Here is a 16,416-nt window from a genome sequence, read left to right on the forward strand (position 1 = left end):
GAGCATGATCCGGAAAAGTGTGCAGCGGTTTTCCCTCGCGACAAACGCAAAATGCGTTTGCGCGGAGATCATGCTCAAACAATAGATCTTTGCGAGGTCAGCGAAGACCTCGCACCAGAGACAGGAAGCGGGCCTGCTCCGCCGGATTGTCGCGGAACATGCCGGTGAAGCGGCTGGTGAACGTGGAGGCGCCATGCTTGGCGACACCGCGTACCGACATGCAGGTATGCTCGGCCTCGATCAGGACAGCAACGCCGCGGGGCTTCAGGATCTCGTCGATGGCGGCGGCGATCTGCGCCGTCAAATGCTCCTGGGTCTGGAGCCGGCGGGCGAAGATGTCGGTCAGGCGCGCAAGCTTGGACAGACCGACGACGCGCTCCACCGGCGTATAGGCGATGTGCGCCTTGCCGTAGAACGGCATCATGTGATGCTCGCACTGCGAGGTGAACTCGATGTCGCGCACCAGCACGAAATCGTCATAGCCGGCGGTCTCGCCAAAGGTGCGGTCGAGCACCTCGGCCGGGCACTGGTGGTAGCCCTGATAGAGCTCGTCGAAGGCCTCGACCACGCGGCGCGGCGTGTCGAGCAGGCCCTCGCGCTCGGTGTTCTCGCCGATATAGGCGAGCAGCGTCTTCACCGCCGCTTCCGCCTCGGCGCGCGCGGGGCGCGGCTGGTCGGCGCGGACGGCGGCTGCGAGGAATTCGGCAGGATCAAGCTCGGCCGGGCGGCTCTCGGGTTGCCTGTCGGAGGGCTTGCTGGGGCGGATGGATTTGATTGCAGCGTCCATGTCTACTCCGTTCGACGGCCTTGTGGCCGGAGTGTCACCGGCAGACGGGGCGGCATGCCGCCGGACGCCTGAAGAGAACAGTTTTGGCGAAAAGGGTCTTCGGCTAGAACGCCGGTCGCGCGGTTCTGAATCAGCACCGGCAGACCGTCGGACTGTTTTTCCGCCAGTTCCGACCCTATATAAGGCCGTGGACGGCGCCCGCCAAGGCCGATCCAGCCCGGAAGTGTTGGACTCCATCACATGCTGAACGACATCTACAACAAGCGGATCATCGAACTGGCCGGCAATATTCCGCGCCTCGGGCGGCTATCCGACCCGCATGCCAGTGCCACCGCCCACTCCAAATTGTGCGGCTCGACCGTCAAGATCGACCTCAAGATGGATGGCGACACCGTCACCGACTTCGCCCATGACGTGAAGGCCTGCGCGCTGGGGCAGGCCTCTTCATCCATTATGGCAAGTCACGTCGTCGGCTCGACTGCGAGCGAACTCCGTGAGTTACGCGAAACCGTTCGCAAGATGCTGAAGGAGAATGGCGCGCCTCCCGAGGGCAAATGGGACGAGATAAAATTCCTCGAGCCGGTCCGAGATTACAAGGCGCGCCACGCCTCGACGCTTTTGACCTTCGATGCCGTGGTCGACGCGATCGGGCAGATCGAGGCGAAGGCCAAGCAGCCGGTCACTGCGCAGGGCTGAAGCTTTTACTTCTGCGACGCAGCCGCCGCACCCGTCGGCACCAGGGCTTCGGCCGTCTTGGTCGACTTGGCAGGCTGCGGCTGCTCCGGTTCCTCGCCGAACCTTGCCTGCGTCTTCGGCGCAAGCTCCGCCATCGCGGGCGCAGAGACGTCCACATGCGGCAGCACGTCAGCCACGAGATCGGTCGTCACCAGATTGGTAAGCTTCAGCTCGCCAGCGTCCAGCTCGTGCAGATCTTCCCAGGGCGGCACGTTGAGCGCGAGCGACAGGAGATCGCCGGCTCCGCCCATATCAAATGTGTATTTGGCAAGCCGGCCGATGTCGCGTTCCACGATCATCAGGTCCTGGGCGCTGTAGCTCGCGGCCCTCGCATCGTCGGCGCGGTCGCCCATCCAGATCTGGTGGACGCGAACATGGGCCGCCTCCGGCACGTAGCGCTTCTTGCCGGCGAGCAGCAGGAACACACACATGGATTCGCAATAGGCTTCCGAGGCGACCGCCGGACGGGCACTCTGCCCATCGCGGTTCTGCTGCGTGATGCCGACCGTGGTCAAAAGGCCGAGATTGCGGAAGCGCCGGCCGAGCGTGATCGCGTCGTTGACGGAACCTCCGCTGGAGTCGAGCACCACGGTGGCGCCGCCAAGCTGGCGCCCGCGGGCGAAGTCGTCGAAATCCTTGGGCGTATCAGCGGTGATGATGCCGACCGCGCTGACCCAGCCGCGACAGTTGGGATCGCAGGCGACCCAGCCAAACTTCATCGGCAGCTTGCGCTCTTCGAGGGAGCCGCCGGCACGGGCCGACGACCCGAAGGTCGCCACGGCACCCGCCAACATGACGCCGCAAGCGGCGGTTCCCACCAGCAACCAGCCGCGTAGATTGAGCGACTTCAGAAGTTTCAAACTGGTCCCTTCCCAAGCCCCAAGAGCGTTCAGGCAAGCCCCGTTTCGACGTTCCAATGAGTCTCACATGGACGTCACAAAAATGGTATCCGGGGGAATACAGATCGTCCATAGGTACTTGCTGCACTGCTCCCAGAAAGCAGGCAAAGTATGGCGTGCGCACAACAGCTCGCTGTTCCCTGCGTTGGAACTGCGCATCAAGGCGCACAGGATGTCGGCACAGCGCACATGAAGCACTCAACTTGCGAGCACTGTTCCGGCCCCGTGACTGAGACGCTGCGGCTGCCGCGCAGATTCGGCCGCGCGCTGATCTGGTTGTACCGACACACGCTGTCGCCGCTGGTTGGCTATAATTGCCGGCACCTGCCGACCTGCTCCGTCTATGGCGACGAGTCGATCGAGCGCTTTGGACTCTGGGCTGGCGGCTGGATGACGCTCGCGCGCGTGTTGCGCTGCAACCCCTTCGGAACGTCCGGCATCGACAATGTGCCCCTCACCACGCCGCCGGCCGCGCGCTGGTATCTGCCGTGGCGCTACGGCCGCTGGCGCGGCGTCAACGCGTCGTAGGCAAATAGCTGCGGTAAGTATGCTGCGGTGCTTTGCGCATCGCTGCTCTGAGCGGAACCGGAACTTTTCCATGTCGTTGTTGTGATGCTCCCCGGGGAGGAAACAACAATGCGCTGGAAAATCAGCCCTCATTTTCACTTCAGGCTTGGTCCGCATCCCAAGTTTAATCCAAGGGATCACGATCCCCGAACCATCGACATGATCGCGATCGTGGTCCTGCTCACGCTCGTCCTCGGCTCTGGCTGGTATCTGGCGACAAGCTTCGCCACGCAGCCGAGTACGACAGCGTTCATTGTGCCGAGCCAGAGCGTGCACTGGTAGTTCAGAGGTCCAGCACCAAGCGCTCCGCGTCTGACCCGGCGACGCAAACCATGAGATAGCGTTCGCGCTCATACGGCGACAGAATGCGGTCGCGGTGGATGGGCTTGCCCTCGATCCATCCGACCTTGCAGGCGCCGCAGATGCCGCCGCAGCATGAGGTCGCGATGTCGACGCCCCCTTCCTGCAATGCGGCAATCATGGTCTGGCCGGCGCGAACCTGGATTTCGGTCCCCGTGCGCGCCAGCGATACCGTGAATGGCTTGGCGTCGGGATCGATGACCGGCGCCGGGGCGACAAAGCGCTCAATGTGAACATGGGCCGCGGGCCACGCTGCGGTCACACGCTCGAAATCGTCGATCATGCTTTCTGGGCCGCAGCAAGCGACCAGTGTTTCCGGTCCGGCGCCGCCGACCAGCTCCGCGAGATCCGGACGCCCAGTCCGGGACGTACGATGCACGACGACGCGGCCCTCATCGATCAGCGACGCGAGCTGCGCGGCCAGCGGCATCTCCGCGCGCACGATCAGATGCAGCGTGAAGTCGGCGCCACCCGTTCTCGCGAGGTGCCGCGCCATCGACAGGAACGGCGTCACGCCGATGCCGCCTGCGACGAACACGTAGCGCGTGATCGAAGTCTCCGACTTCAGCCCACCGCGCGGCAGCGAGACGCCGATGACATCGCCAATCCCGATCTCGTCGTGCAGTGCGCGCGAGCCGCCGCGTCCGTCCGCCTCGCGCTTGACCGCGATGACATAGCGCGTGTTGTCGGCGGGCTCGTTGCACAGCGAATAGGTGCGGACGAGCCCGTTCGGCAGATGCAGATCGATATGCGCGCCGGGTTTGAACGGCGGCAGCTCCCATTGGTCGAGATCGGCCAGCGTGAACAGTTTTATGCCTGCACAGCCCTGCTCGATCCCGGCAACGACCGTCTTGATCGTCGTGATCGGACGCGCCTTCATGCCGCGTTCCGCACGGTGTCGCCGACCCTGACCATACCGCCTTGCAGGATCTTGCAGTTGAGGCCCGAGCGATTGATCAGGGGATCGAAGATCGCCTTGCCGGTAATCTCCTCGATATGCCGACACGGTATCGACAAGCGGGTTGCCTCCAGCAGGGTCTCCCCCAACCAGAAGCGGCGGCCGACCAGATGGTTCAACGGCACGCCCTCGACGGTCACGTTACGCCGATGCTCTTCGGGACCGAGCTCGATGCCGGCGTCGCGCTTGAGCGCGATCAGTGTCTCGAGCTCGAACAAGGTGACCTGCCGGCCCTCTTCGGGCTTGTGCGAATAAAAACCCTCTTCATTGCCGATCAGGTAGCGATCGCCTTCGATCCCCCTGCCGGCGATGAGGGTGATCGATTCCATCGCGCGCATCGGCAGGAACGCACGCGGGGTGAGATGAAGGAAGCGCACTACGCCGGTCCAGGCGAGGCGTGCTGCGCTCTGCGCCGAACCGGCGCTGATGGTGTCGAGCATGACAGAATCCTTGTGAGACGATCCTTGCGAGAAGCTATGGCGCGCCGCAAGCAGCGGCGAGCCGGGGGATCAGGTCAGTTCCTTGTTCGCCATTTCCGGCGCGAACGTGGTCGCGATCGCCGTGACGGCGGCGCAGGCGATCAGCAGCAGCGACACCGGCCAGGTGGCGCCTCCGCTCCAGGCCATCAGCGAGGCCGCGATCAGCGGTGTCAATCCGCCGCTGATCGCCGCGCCGACCTGGAATCCGAGCGAAGCCCCGCTATAACGCAAGCGTGCGGAAAACAGCTCGGAGTACCAGGGCGCACCGATGCCGAACATCACCATCTGGCCGAAGGTGATCGCGACCACGATGGTGCAGATGACGATGGTGGGATCGCGGGTGTTCAGCAGCCAGAACAGCGGGAAGGCAAACAGCGCCGAGAACACGCAACTTGCATAGAACATCCTCTTGCGGCCGACGATGTCGGACAGCCAGCCGAACAAGGGGATGGCGAACAGCGCGACCAGCGATGCCGCGAACGCGCCGTTCAACACCACCGTACGCGACAGTCCGAGATTGGCCGTGGCGTACGACATCACGAACACGCCGCCGATGCTGGCATAGGCGATCTCGGAGATCTTCAGCCCGACCGCGGTGAAGAACGGCTTGCGGTGGTGCTTGAAGATCTCGACGATCGGAAGGCTTGCCACTTCTTTCTTTGCCTGAACCTGACGGAAAGCCGCGGTCTCTTCCATGTTGAGGCGGATGTAGAGGCCAACACCGACCAGGACGATCGAGATCAGGAACGGACTCCGCCAACCATAGGTCATGAAGTCGCTTTCCGGCAGGCTCGCCACCAGCGCAAACATGCCGATCGCCGCGAGATTGCCGATGGGATTGCCGACTTGCACCATGCTGCCGAGCAAGCCGCGGCGGTGCGTCGGACAGTTCTCGACCACCATCAGCACCGCGCCGCCCCATTCACCACCGAGGCCGATGCCCTGGAGAAAGCGTAAGGCGATCAGCAGCACCGGCGCGGCGATGCCGATTTGCTGGTAGGTGGGAAGCAGACCAATCAGGAAGGTGCCAATGCCCATCACCATGATCGTGATCGCAAGCATCGCCTTGCGGCCGACCCGGTCGCCGTAGTGACCGAAGATCGCAGCGCCAAGCGGGCGCGCCAGAAATCCGACCGCGTAAGTACCGAAGGCCGCGATCGTAGCAAGCGTGGGGTTGCCGGCGGCGAAGAACACCTTGTTGAAGACCAGCGCGGTCGCCGTGCCGTAAATCAGGAAGTCGTACCATTCGACCGCGGTGCCGATCACGCTCGACCACACGATCCGTCGCAAGCTCGCCGCCTCGTCCGGCGCTACGTTCAGGGCTATGTCGTCTGCTACGGTCATCGATCTCTCCAAAAGGTACCGGCGCCAGGGAAAAGCAGTTGGTTCTGGCCGTGGAGCCCATCGGCAGCCACGACGCGAAAAATCGACCATGTTTACTGACAGAAATCAATGACGCGGAAGCCGGCAAATGCTGCGCGGATCGGCACAATGCCTCTATTGCCCTATTTTTTAGCTACATTTCCTGGGATACCAACGAATCTGCTCACAATATCTGCGGGTCTGCTTGAAATTTCCGCGCATAAGTTTTCTGTTGGGATACACTTGGTGCGGGCTGAGCGAGCCCCCGCGGAGCGCCGGGCTGGCGGTTGAGGCATATCTATTGCAAAAGGTGGAGCAACAACTCGGTCGTTACCTGGAGACACATGCGTGCTTGACGTCAGCAAGGCGGCAGCCGTCGGGGCAAATATCCGCCAGGCGCGGATCGCCAAGGGCCTGACGCTGGATCAGCTCGCCAGGCAGAGCGATCTCACGCGCGGCTACATCTCGCTGGTCGAGCGCAATCTGAAGATCCCTTCGCTCGCAGCCCTGCTCCGGATGGCCGCGGCGCTTGAGGTCAATGTCGCGAACTTCTTCGACCCGAACGCCGAGCCCGCACCGCGCTACACGCTGTTCCGCCGCGAGAACGGCAATGTGCCGCTGTTCCAGGACACGTTTGGTGTGGTCCCGCTCGTCACCGGCCGCACCCGCAAGATGATGGAGCCGTTCCTGCTGAGCCCGCCGCACAAATCGGCAACGCGCGCGTCGCATGCGGGCGAGGAGCTGCTGTTCGTCATCAACGGCAAGATCGCGATCAAGCTCGACGGCGAAGAGCTGGTCCTCGGCAAGGGCGACTGTCTGTATTTTTCAGGTGAGACACCACACGAGGTCAGGAGCCTCGGCCGGCAGAAGGCGGAGGTTCTTGTCGTCGTTGCGCAGAGCCCGGCGGCCTGACGCAGGCCTCAGCAGCAGGCTAGCGGAACCAGAAGAAGCGTCCGGGGGGCGGCGGAACCGGCTCGGGCGGACGCGGCCGCTTCGGGCGTGGCGGCTTCGGCGGCGGCTCGGCGGACGAGGTGGTCTCCGCGGCAGGCGCAGTCTCGCTCCCCGGTGTCTTCACCGACAGCAGCAAATTCGACTCATGCATCCGCCAGCGATAGCCGACGCCAAAATCGATCGGCTGCGCGCGCGTGAACAATTCGGCGTAGCGCTCCTGATAGCGGCCGGGGAATTCACTGATCGGTCCGAGATAGCGGCCGAACGGGAAGAACCGCCATTGCCGCGAATTGTAATTGGCAAGCGGAATGCCGGAATCGTCCTGGATGATGGTGGAGCTGTTGGCGAGCAGCCAGTCGCGAGCAACCGTGAAGTTGCCGGCGTGCAGCAGATAGGACGCACTCTTGATCAAACTGTTGCCAGGCCCGAGTGTCTCGCAGAACTTCAGGAATCCGGCCGCGCGCGCGCCGGAATTGGAGAGATCGGTCGAGAAATAATACAGCGTGCGCGCCTCACCGTCGCTGCCGGCAAAGGTGATGCGGACGCCACGCGTCGCGTTCGGCCCGGGATTGTCGTTGCCGGTATGCACCCCTCCCTTGTCGTCGAGTGCGATCATCTCGACGTTGCGGATGGTCTTGCCTGAGCGCGCGAGGAAGACATAGAGGATCGGCAAGGTGCCGTTGACCTGGTTGGTGTGCAGGTCGACCTTCATCTGCTTGGTGATGAAGAAGGAGAAGCTCAGGATCGAGCCGAGCGAGCGCTCGACATTGTAGAGCGCCCCACCGACCGACCCGCGCGGCAGCTTCGACAGGTCAGGGACCGCACCGACCGGCTCCAGCGCGCCGAGCACATAGGTGCTGGCCTTGGAATAGAACGCGTTGGCGTAGAGGAAATCCGGGCCGCTGAACAGGTAGAACATGGTCGGCCGGGGCGCGGCCAGATTGACGTCGGACCAACTCCGGATCTTCGACAATTGCCGCTGCTCGAGCTGGGCGAAGGCGCCGTCGAAGAATTTTGCGTGATGCGGCCAGGACGGGTCCTTGGTGAGCGCCACCAGCGGCGAGTCCGCCGAAGGCTGCATGCCGGCAAGAAAGCGCGCAGTGTCGTCGAAGGTGACCTCGGCAGCACGCGCCGACGAGATGGCCGCAGCCAGCAGGGCGAGAGCGACGGCCGCAATTCTCATGGGTCGAAACATGTCTATTCGCGATGTGATGAAGTGGCAGCGGCGACCGGCCGCCTGCGGAAAACAGCATAAATCAACAGGCCAGCAAGCATAACCAGCATCCCAGCGAGCGACTGCACCGGCCGCTCGGTCAAAAGGTAGTACATCATGAAGGCGGTCACGAGCAGGAAAACGAGAGGCGTGAACGGGTATCCCCAGGCGCGATAGGGCCGCGGCAGGTCGGGATCGGTAATACGCAGCTTGATGACGCCGGCCACCGTGAAGAACGAGCAGAACAAGAGCGCAAACTGGATGAAGTCGAGCACCGCCTCGAAGCTGCGCGTGAACAGCAGCAAGTTCGAGACCGCGAGCTGAAACAGGATGGCATAGGCCGGCGCACCGCTCGTCGACTTGCGCGAGAACACACGAAGCGCCGGAATGTCCTCCCCCATCGTCATCATCACGCGCGGGCCGATCCACATCATCGCGCTGATCGAGGAGATCAGGCCGACGCAGATCATCGCGCCGACGATCCGCCCGCCGATCCCGCCGAAGATGGCGCTGCCGGCAACGCTCGCGACATCAAGCTGACCGGCGAGCGCGCTGATTGGCGTGGAGTACAAAAACACCGCATTCAGTGCGACGTACAGCACCAGCACGATCAGCGTGCCCCCGAGCAACGCCCGCGGCAGGCTCTGCTGCGGCGTCTTCATCTCGCCGATGATGTAGGTCGCGGCGTTCCACCCCGAGAACGAGTACATCACGAAGACGAGCCCGATCGCGAAGGGCGCGCTGACGATGTGGGCCAGATCGCTCGCTTGCGGCGCAAAGGAGATCGGTTGCGGCACACCGACAACAAAGCCGGCGACCAGGAAGGCCACGATCAGCACGACCTTCAGGATGGTCGAGATCAGCTGGAAGGTCGAGGAGTGCCTGACGCCGGTCAATTGCACGAGCGAGACCAGCCATACCACGCCGATCGCGAGCGGGATCGGCGGCACACCAGGGACGACGGACTTGGCGTATTCGCCGAACGCCATGGCGGCGAGCGCGACCGGTGCTGCGAAGCCGACCGTCGCCGAGACCCAGCCGGCGAGAAAGCCGAAGGCGGGATGATAGGCGCGGCCGAGAAAATTGTACTCGCCGCTCGAGCGCGGAAACATCGCGCCGAGCTCGCTGTAGGAGAATACGCCGCACAGCGCGACGATGCCGCCGATGGTCCACAGCGAGAGGATCGAAAAGCCGGAGGGGATGTCCTTGACCTGGAAGCCGAGGCTGGTGAAGACACCGACGCCGATCATGTCGGCAACGACGATGGCGGTTGCGACCAGACCGGAAACCCCGGAGCCGCCTCCGGTCAGCCGGCCGGTCCAGGCCGCCGTTCCCGCATCTGATGCCGTCATCGGGGTCCTTAACCTCAGGCGTCGCGCCTCGTGGGAAGCATCGTGCAGATTGGTCCAGTCAATTCAAGCAGGGTTAACAAGGGCTAAATGAGGCGGCCAAAATAGGTATTTAAACACCTTCTATGCACGCTTTTGGGCGATAACCCCGTAGTCGACTGCCGAAAACCACGCTCCTCCCCCACAATCGCGACACGATTGCGTGGTCTTTTTTGATCGTTCCGGATGTGGGGAAGTTTGTCCGGACACTTAACGTCGCCTAAACGCCAGTCGGCTCAATTGGCTTAAACATAGCCGCTGGACTCGGGGTCATGGGTGGATGGTCGGGGTCGTTCCGAAAGTGAAAGCAGACATTCGTGCTGACTGGACGACCAAGGCGTCCGGCGCGCGCGGTCGTGCGCTCCGGATCGTCCTGATCTCAGCCTTGGTGCCGCTGTCGCTGACGCTGGTTCAATGCGGCAAGGCGCCCAATCCGGCGGCGCTCGCGGCGAACTCGCAGGCCAATGTCCAAGTCGTCAATCAGACCGTCGCCAAGACCAATCCGCAAGTTGCAAGCAGCGACACATTCGAAGATCGCTTCCCCGCCCCGCAGTTCAGGGAACGCTTCCCCTCGGCGAGCGAGAGTCTCCTGCAACGGCAGATGTCGGACTTCTCGCCCAAGCGCGCCGTACAGCAGCAGCCGGAACAGGCGCCCTACAGGGTGGCCTCGCTCACGCCGCAGGTCCCCTATCAGCGTCCACCGCGCGAAGACCTGACGACCCTCGTCAGCATGAAATCGTCCGCGTTCCCCTATTTCGGCAACAATCCGGCCTCCGACACGCCCTTCCTCAACATCTCCAAGGGCGACCGCCGCGGCCACCGCAGCTATTCCGGTCGCGTGTTGTGGCAGGACGAGACCTACAACGACAGCCGCGTGCTGGTGCACGTCCCTGAGCATTTCGACGTGCGCAAGCCGGGTGTGATCGTGGTGTTCTTCCACGGCAATGGCGCGACGCTGGAGCGTGACGTGCGCGACCGGCAACTGGTGCCGCAGCAGATCACTGATTCCGGCGCCAACGCCATCCTGCTCGCCCCGCAGATGGCGGTCGACGCTGCCGATTCCAGCGCCGGCAAGTTCTGGCAGCCTGGCGGTCTCAAGCGCTTCATGGAGGAATCGGCCAGCCACCTCGCCCGCATGACCGGCGATCCCAACAGCGCACGCGCCTTCGCCAACATGCCGATCGTGATCGTCGGCTATAGCGGCGGCTTCCTGCCGACGGCATGGAGCCTCGAGGTCGGCGGCATCAGCGACCGCGTCCGTGGCGTTGTCCTGCTTGATGCGGTCTACGGCGAAATGGACAAGTTCGCATCCTGGATCGAGAGCCACCGCTCCGGCTTCTTCGTCAGCTCCTACACCCACTACACCGCACGGCGCGATCGCGAGCTGATGAGCATGCTGCGGCAGAAGGGCATCGGCGTTTCCGAGGACATGGACGGCCCCTTGCGCCCCGGCAGCGTGGTGTTCGTCGAAACCGGCGACGGCATCACCCATCGCGACTACGTCAACCGCGCGTGGACGCAATATCCGCTCAAGGACGTGCTGGTGAAGATGTCGGCGACGCCGGCGCTGGCGCTGACGCGTGTTGCGGCCACCACGGGCTCCTCCGCATCAGGCCGATAGCCTGGATATTGCGCGGGCCGGGATTTGGCCGCGCTTGCCCGCAATTCTTTCAGGCTTTGATCAAAATGTGATGTTGATGGCCCGCATCCCCGGGAGCCAACGGATTGCTTCCGCTGGCCACGATCATAATTTGCCGGCCAAGTAGCAGTTGGAATTTTGCGGGAACAGGTAGTGCGTCAGGGACTATATAAGGTCGACTTCCACACGGTTCATGGAACCGGCTGCGGCGTCGTCTATGTGACGGATGGCAAGATGCGCGGCGGCAATTCGGCCTTCGCCTTCATCGGCTCTTACACGGGCGAAGGCGACAGCATCAAGGTCAAGATCTCGACCGAGCGCTACAATGACGACCCGTCATTCAAGGCGCTGTTCGGGCTCGACCGGATCACGCTGACGCTCAGCGGTCGCGAAGACGGCGATATGGCCGAATTCGAAGGCACCGCGCTGCAAGTGCCGGGCGTTGCCTTCAGGGCCGTGCTGAGCCGGCTCAGCGATTAGCCGTCCAGCTCCCAGGCCTCAGCTTTTCGGCAGCTTCGGAATGCTCTCGGCAAAGCCGTTGAAGCAGGCCAGTCGCTCGTCCTCCTCCTTGAAGAAGCGGCAATCGGCGTAACCCTTGGCCTTCGCCGGCTTCGGCTTCGGCGTTGGCGGAATAATGGCATCGTAGCAGTTGAGCCGGTCCTTGGTGCCATCGTCGGTCTCGAGGCAGGCCTGGAGCCGCGCCGCGATCGATTGCGGCTTGCCCTTCGGCGCTGCGGCCGGCTTGGCCGCTGCCTCTTTGGTCCCCGCCTTCGTCCCCTTGGGCTTGACCTGCACCAGCGGCTTGTCCCCCACCATCGGTGGCTTGTCGGTTTGCGCAAACGCGGAGGCTGAATAGAGCACCGCGGCAACCGCCAGAATCATCCTCATTTCAGTCAACTCTCTTTGGTCCCCATAACTGGCCTTCTAGCGCTCTCCCCCTCGGTTTGCCAAGCGCCTTGCGACCAGGAAACGCTGGCCTCAGGCCGGAGCAGCAGCAGCAGCCGGCCGCGGCCGGGTCAGGACTACCAACATCAGCGCCAGGACGACGAAGCCGACCGCCACGAAGCCGATCGTGTGCAGGAGCTCTCCGGCAAACAACATCCCGCCGACCGCGGAGCCGATGGCCTGGCCGATATAGAGGACCGACGTATTGAGTGCGACGGTGGCCGATGCCAGCGGTGGCGCTGCCGCGACCAGCCGCACCTGCTGCATCGAATTGGTCGAGGCAAAGCCCAATCCCCAGATCGCGACCGCAATCGCCATCCACACAATAGTGCCGGCACTCAGCGCCCACCCCGTGATGCCCACAAGCACCAGGCATGTGAACAGCAGTGAGGTCCGATAGGGTCCCCAGGTGTCCACGATGCGGGTCGCGATCGCGACACCAAGAAAGCCGCTGACGCCGTAGAGAGCGAACACCATGCCGATCGCATCCGGGCTCGCTTCGGTCAGCTTCTTGAGCAGCGGGCCCATGAAGGTGAACACCGCGAACTGTCCGGACATTTGCAGCATCGTGATCGCCAGCAGCAGCAGGATCGTCCTGCTGCGGCCGACCTCGCGCCAGGTCTTCAGGTCGACGGGCGTCCCCTTCAAGCCGGCAGGCAGGCGCACCAGCAGCAACAGGAAGCTGATGCAGCCGAGCACACCGATCCCGCCATAGGCGGCGCGCCAACCATAGCGGCTGGCGATGAAAGTGATCAGCGGGAGGCCGACGGCGGCGGCGAGCGACCAGCCGAGGAAAATATAAGCGATCGTGCTGCCCCGCCGTTCGGCCGGCACCAGCAGCGCTGCCGTGCCGGCAGCTTGCGGCGTATAGAGCGCGCCGACGGCGAGCATCACCAGACGGATGACGAGAAGGGTCGTGTAGTCGGGTGCGAAGGCCGAGGCGAGATTGCCGGCTGCAAGCACTGCGAGTGTGGTCGTAAGCAACGTCCGCCGCTCGATGCGGCTGGTCAGCCAGGCCGTCAGCGGCGAGCCGATGCACAGCGTGATCGCACCAAACGTGATCAGGAGCCCCGCCGCGTGGATGCTGATCCCAAGCCCCGCCGACAATTCCGGCAGCATGCCCGCCGGCGCCAGCACCGAGCTGCCGGTGACGATATTACCAAGCATCAGGGCGGTTGGCGCGAAACGGCCGGCGCGGAGATTTTCCATGCAAATGCATGTAGACCAGAGCCATGGCCAATTAAAGGGCCTCCTCGAAATAGTTGATGCAGGCACCACCTTTACGCGCCCATTTTCTTGGAAATGCCGGATTGCACAGGCCGAATCGCCTGATATATCGCTCGTTCCCGCTTACCTGCGCTCGTTCGCAGGAGTGAGCCTCAGGAGAAAAGCAATGACCGATGACCGCAAGTCCGAATCCGGCTTCCAATACAGCCTCAGCAATTTGAGACCCGTGACCCCGCCGGAAAAAATCACCCTCGCCTTCCCCGACGGCGCTCGACGCGAATACGCCAAGAGCACGACCGGCATGGAGATCGCCAAGGGCATCTCGCCATCGCTGGCCAAGCGCACGGTTGCGATGGCGCTCGACGGCGAACTCGCCGACCTCAACGATCCGATCGAGGCCGATGCGAAGATCGAGCTCGTGAACCGCGACGATCCCCGCGCGCTCGAGCTGATCCGCCACGACTGCGCGCATGTGCTCGCCGAAGCCGTGCAATCGCTGTGGCCGGGCACCCAGGTCACCATCGGCCCCGTGATCGAGAACGGCTTCTATTACGACTTCTTCCGCAACGAGCCGTTCACGCCGGAAGACTTCGCCGCGATCGAGAAGAAGATGCGCGAACTCATCGCGCGCGACAAACCCTTTACGAAAGAGGTTTGGGATCGCGAAAAGACCAAGCAGGTGTTCCGCGACAAGGGCGAGGCCTTCAAGGTCGAGCTGGTCGACGCCATTCCCGGCAACGAGCCGATCAATATCTATTACCAGGGCGACTGGTTCGATCTCTGCCGCGGCCCGCACATGACCTCGACCGGCAAGGTCGGCAACGCCTTCAAATTGATGAAGGTGGCCGGCGCCTATTGGCGCGGCGACTCGAACAACCCGATGCTGACCCGCATCTACGGCACGGCGTTTGCGAAGCAGGAAGACCTCGACGCTTACCTCAAGCAGATCGAGGAAGCCGAAAAGCGCGACCATCGCAAGCTCGGCCGCGAGCTCGACCTCTTCCACTTCCAGGAGGAAGGTCCGGGCGTCGTGTTCTGGCACGCCAAGGGCTGGACGATCTTCCAGCAGCTGATCGCCTATATGCGGCGACGCCTGACCGGTGATTACAGCGAGGTCAACGCGCCGCAGATCCTCGACAAGTCGTTGTGGGAGACCTCCGGCCATTGGGGCTGGTATCGCGAAAACATGTTCGCGGCGCAGTCGGCCGGCGACGAGGCCGAGGACAAGCGCTGGTTCGCACTGAAGCCGATGAACTGTCCGGGGCACGTCCAGATCTTCAAGCACGGCCTGAAGAGCTATCGCGACCTGCCGTTGCGGCTTGCAGAGTTCGGCGTGGTGCATCGCTACGAGCCGTCCGGCGCCATGCACGGCTTGATGCGCGTGCGCGGCTTCACCCAGGACGATGCGCATGTCTTCTGCACCGAGGATCAGCTCGCCGACGAGTGCCTGAAGATCAACGACCTCATCCTGTCGACTTATGCCGATTTCGGCTTCACCGGGGATCTCACCGTCAAGCTCTCGACCCGGCCGGACAAGCGCGTCGGCACCGACGAGATGTGGGATCATGCCGAGCGCGTGATGGCCACGGTGCTGCGCGAGATCCAGTCGCAGAACAATCACATCAAGACCGAGATCAATCCGGGCGAAGGCGCCTTTTACGGGCCGAAGTTCGAGTATGTGCTGCGCGACGCCATCGGCCGCGACTGGCAATGCGGCACCACGCAGGTCGACTTCAACCTGCCGGAGCGGTTCGGTGCGTTCTACATCGACCATGACGGCGGCAAGAAACCGCCGGTGATGGTGCACCGGGCGATCTGCGGCTCGATGGAGCGCTACATCGGCATCCTGATCGAGCACTATGCCGGCAACTTCCCGCTCTGGCTCTCGCCGGTGCAGGCGGTGGTCACCACCATCACCTCGGAAGGCGACGAATACGCCAAGCAGGTCCTGGAGCAGGCGCGGCGCGCAGGGCTTCGGGTCGAGATCGACCTGCGCAATGAGAAGATCAACTACAAGGTCCGCGAGCACTCGCTGGCCAAGATCCCCGCGTTGCTCGTGGTCGGCAAGAAGGAAGCCGAGAGCCACTCGGTCTCGGTCCGCCGGCTCGGCAGCGACGGCCAGAAGGTGATGCCGACGGCCGAGGCGATCGCCGCGCTGGTCGATGAGGCGACCCCGCCGGATGTCCGGCGGATGCGCGACACGGCCTGATTCCTGAAATCGATCTAAACTCGCTTTCGGTTGCGGGCGTGCGTTCCTATGTGGGGACTGCACGCCCGATGACCAGCCGAAGAGGAAACCGCAGTGCCTGACGCCCTTGAACTCTTGAAGACCCGCCGCTCGGTCAAGCCGCGCGAAATGACTGGCCCCGGCCCCTCGCCGGCCGAGCTCGAGACCATCTTGACCATCGGCGCGCGGGTGCCCGACCACGGCAAGCTGGCGCCCTGGCGCTTCATCATTTTCGAGGGCGATGCAAGGACGCGCGCCGGCGAGGTGATCGCAAAGGTCTTTGCCCGGAAAAATCCCGGCGCCCCTAGCGCCGATATCGAGACCGAGCGCAAGCGCCTCACCGATGCGCCGCTGGTGATCGGCATAGTCAGCTTCACCAAGCCGCATCCGAAGGTACCGGCATGGGAGCAAGAATTGTCCGCGGGCGCCAGCGTCATGAACATCGTCACGGCTGCGACCGCGCTCGGCTACGGCGCCTGCTGGCTGACCGGCTGGTTCTCCTTCGATCGCGACGTGCTGGACGGGCTTGGCCTCAAGGCGGACGAAAAGCTCGCCGGCCTCGTCCACATCGGCACGCCGATCAAGCCGAGCGAAGACCGCCCGCGACCGGTCCTTTCCGACATCGTGACGCGTTTTTAATCGAAGTCTTGTTGACGCCTCGAACATCTTGCGGCTTTGA

General features: G+C 63.4%; 17 protein-coding genes. 8 read left to right on the top strand and 9 right to left on the bottom strand.

What is annotated here, in order from left to right; translation table 11 throughout:
- Window positions 1-97 precede the first annotated feature (97 nt).
- On the bottom strand, window positions 98-787 hold the full coding sequence (gene folE / locus UP06_RS35585) for a GTP cyclohydrolase I FolE (RefSeq protein WP_045008329.1): 690 nt from the start codon (window positions 785-787) through the stop codon (window positions 98-100).
- Between the two features lie 240 nt (window positions 788-1,027).
- On the opposite strand from folE, the gene UP06_RS35590 reads away from it, so the two are divergent.
- Window positions 1,028-1,483: an iron-sulfur cluster assembly scaffold protein gene (locus UP06_RS35590; RefSeq protein WP_045008330.1), complete on the top strand. Its 456-nt coding sequence runs from the start codon at window positions 1,028-1,030 to the stop codon at window positions 1,481-1,483.
- A gap of 5 nt (window positions 1,484-1,488) precedes the next feature.
- Here UP06_RS35590 and UP06_RS35595 read toward each other — a convergent pair whose 3' ends face one another.
- Entirely contained in the window at window positions 1,489-2,382 is an 894-nt protein-coding gene (locus UP06_RS35595; protein ID WP_045008331.1) for a COG3904 family protein, read from the bottom strand.
- A 228-nt stretch (window positions 2,383-2,610) separates the two neighbouring features.
- On the opposite strand from UP06_RS35595, the gene yidD reads away from it, so the two are divergent.
- Both yidD and UP06_RS35605 read left to right on the top strand, forming a co-directional pair.
- Complete coding sequence (yidD, locus tag UP06_RS35600; protein ID WP_045008332.1) at window positions 2,611-2,949, top strand: membrane protein insertion efficiency factor YidD; 339 nt, start codon at window positions 2,611-2,613, stop codon at window positions 2,947-2,949.
- A 108-nt stretch (window positions 2,950-3,057) separates the two neighbouring features.
- The gene (locus UP06_RS35605) at window positions 3,058-3,270 is read left to right on the top strand and encodes a hypothetical protein (protein ID WP_045008805.1); all 213 of its coding nucleotides are present in this window, start codon (window positions 3,058-3,060) and stop codon (window positions 3,268-3,270) included.
- Between the two features lies 1 nt (window position 3,271).
- On the opposite strand, the gene UP06_RS35610 is transcribed toward UP06_RS35605, so the two are convergent.
- The 3 genes from UP06_RS35610 to UP06_RS35620 form a co-directional block, all read right to left on the bottom strand.
- The gene (locus UP06_RS35610) at window positions 3,272-4,228 is read right to left on the bottom strand and encodes a PDR/VanB family oxidoreductase (protein ID WP_045008333.1); all 957 of its coding nucleotides are present in this window, start codon (window positions 4,226-4,228) and stop codon (window positions 3,272-3,274) included.
- The gene (locus UP06_RS35615) at window positions 4,225-4,746 is read right to left on the bottom strand and encodes an MOSC domain-containing protein (RefSeq protein ID WP_045008334.1); all 522 of its coding nucleotides are present in this window, start codon (window positions 4,744-4,746) and stop codon (window positions 4,225-4,227) included. The genes UP06_RS35610 and UP06_RS35615 overlap by 4 nt, the downstream gene beginning before the upstream one ends.
- Window positions 4,747-4,815: 69 nt before the next feature.
- The gene (locus tag UP06_RS35620) at window positions 4,816-6,129 is read right to left on the bottom strand and encodes an MFS transporter (RefSeq protein WP_045008335.1); all 1,314 of its coding nucleotides are present in this window, start codon (window positions 6,127-6,129) and stop codon (window positions 4,816-4,818) included.
- Window positions 6,130-6,495: 366 nt separating this feature from the next.
- Here UP06_RS35620 and UP06_RS35625 point away from each other — a divergent pair, with 366 nt between their 5' ends.
- Window positions 6,496-7,059, top strand: coding sequence for a helix-turn-helix domain-containing protein (locus UP06_RS35625; RefSeq protein WP_045008336.1), 564 nt, complete (start codon window positions 6,496-6,498; stop codon window positions 7,057-7,059).
- 19 nt (window positions 7,060-7,078) lie between these two features.
- On the opposite strand, the gene UP06_RS35630 is transcribed toward UP06_RS35625, so the two are convergent.
- Entirely contained in the window at window positions 7,079-8,293 is a 1,215-nt protein-coding gene (locus UP06_RS35630) for a hypothetical protein (RefSeq protein WP_156163436.1), read from the bottom strand.
- Window positions 8,294-8,295: 2 nt separating this feature from the next.
- Window positions 8,296-9,663 (bottom strand): APC family permease, encoded by a 1,368-nt coding sequence (locus UP06_RS35635; protein WP_045008338.1) that lies wholly within the window; start codon window positions 9,661-9,663, stop codon window positions 8,296-8,298.
- A gap of 316 nt (window positions 9,664-9,979) precedes the next feature.
- On the opposite strand from UP06_RS35635, the gene UP06_RS35640 reads away from it, so the two are divergent.
- Window positions 9,980-11,320 (top strand): alpha/beta hydrolase, encoded by a 1,341-nt coding sequence (locus UP06_RS35640; protein WP_045008339.1) that lies wholly within the window; start codon window positions 9,980-9,982, stop codon window positions 11,318-11,320.
- Window positions 11,321-11,491: 171 nt separating this feature from the next.
- Complete coding sequence (locus UP06_RS35645) at window positions 11,492-11,818, top strand: GrlR family regulatory protein (RefSeq protein ID WP_045008340.1); 327 nt, start codon at window positions 11,492-11,494, stop codon at window positions 11,816-11,818.
- A gap of 18 nt (window positions 11,819-11,836) precedes the next feature.
- On the opposite strand, the gene UP06_RS35650 is transcribed toward UP06_RS35645, so the two are convergent.
- Window positions 11,837-12,226 carry a hypothetical protein gene (locus UP06_RS35650; RefSeq protein ID WP_045008341.1) on the bottom strand — a complete coding sequence of 130 codons (390 nt, stop codon included), beginning with the start codon at window positions 12,224-12,226 and terminating at the stop codon, window positions 11,837-11,839.
- Window positions 12,227-12,316: 90 nt separating this feature from the next.
- Window positions 12,317-13,492, bottom strand: a complete 1,176-nt coding sequence (locus UP06_RS35655) for an MFS transporter (RefSeq protein WP_045008342.1) — start codon at window positions 13,490-13,492, stop codon at window positions 12,317-12,319.
- Window positions 13,493-13,676: 184 nt separating this feature from the next.
- On the opposite strand from UP06_RS35655, the gene thrS reads away from it, so the two are divergent.
- Window positions 13,677-15,719 (top strand): threonine--tRNA ligase, encoded by a 2,043-nt coding sequence (thrS, locus tag UP06_RS35660; protein ID WP_045008343.1) that lies wholly within the window; start codon window positions 13,677-13,679, stop codon window positions 15,717-15,719.
- A 93-nt stretch (window positions 15,720-15,812) separates the two neighbouring features.
- A complete protein-coding gene (locus UP06_RS35665; protein ID WP_045008344.1) occupies window positions 15,813-16,376 on the top strand; it encodes a nitroreductase family protein in 564 nt (187 codons plus the stop codon).
- The last annotated feature ends 40 nt before the right edge of the window (window positions 16,377-16,416 follow it).

The sequence above is a fragment of the Bradyrhizobium sp. LTSP857 genome (assembly GCF_000938285.1).
Classification (GTDB): Bacteria; Pseudomonadota; Alphaproteobacteria; order Rhizobiales; family Xanthobacteraceae; genus Bradyrhizobium.

Bases quoted from the DNA above. Each gene is read 5' to 3' on its own strand.
- folE (WP_045008329.1), bottom strand. From the start codon at position 787: ATGGACGCTGCAATCAAATCCATCCGCCCCAGCAAGCCCTCCGACAGG.
- UP06_RS35590 (WP_045008330.1), top strand. From the start codon at position 1,028: ATGCTGAACGACATCTACAACAAGCGGATCATCGAACTGGCCGGCAAT.
- yidD (WP_045008332.1), top strand. From the start codon at position 2,611: ATGAAGCACTCAACTTGCGAGCACTGTTCCGGCCCCGTGACTGAGACG.
- UP06_RS35605 (WP_045008805.1), top strand. From the start codon at position 3,058: ATGCGCTGGAAAATCAGCCCTCATTTTCACTTCAGGCTTGGTCCGCAT.
- UP06_RS35610 (WP_045008333.1), bottom strand. From the start codon at position 4,228: ATGAAGGCGCGTCCGATCACGACGATCAAGACGGTCGTTGCCGGGATC.
- UP06_RS35615 (WP_045008334.1), bottom strand. From the start codon at position 4,746: ATGCTCGACACCATCAGCGCCGGTTCGGCGCAGAGCGCAGCACGCCTC.
- UP06_RS35620 (WP_045008335.1), bottom strand. From the start codon at position 6,129: ATGACCGTAGCAGACGACATAGCCCTGAACGTAGCGCCGGACGAGGCG.
- UP06_RS35630 (WP_156163436.1), bottom strand. From the start codon at position 8,293: ATGTTTCGACCCATGAGAATTGCGGCCGTCGCTCTCGCCCTGCTGGCT.
- UP06_RS35635 (WP_045008338.1), bottom strand. From the start codon at position 9,663: ATGACGGCATCAGATGCGGGAACGGCGGCCTGGACCGGCCGGCTGACC.
- UP06_RS35640 (WP_045008339.1), top strand. From the start codon at position 9,980: ATGGTCGGGGTCGTTCCGAAAGTGAAAGCAGACATTCGTGCTGACTGG.
- UP06_RS35650 (WP_045008341.1), bottom strand. From the start codon at position 12,226: ATGAGGATGATTCTGGCGGTTGCCGCGGTGCTCTATTCAGCCTCCGCG.
- UP06_RS35655 (WP_045008342.1), bottom strand. From the start codon at position 13,492: ATGGAAAATCTCCGCGCCGGCCGTTTCGCGCCAACCGCCCTGATGCTT.
- thrS (WP_045008343.1), top strand. From the start codon at position 13,677: ATGACCGATGACCGCAAGTCCGAATCCGGCTTCCAATACAGCCTCAGC.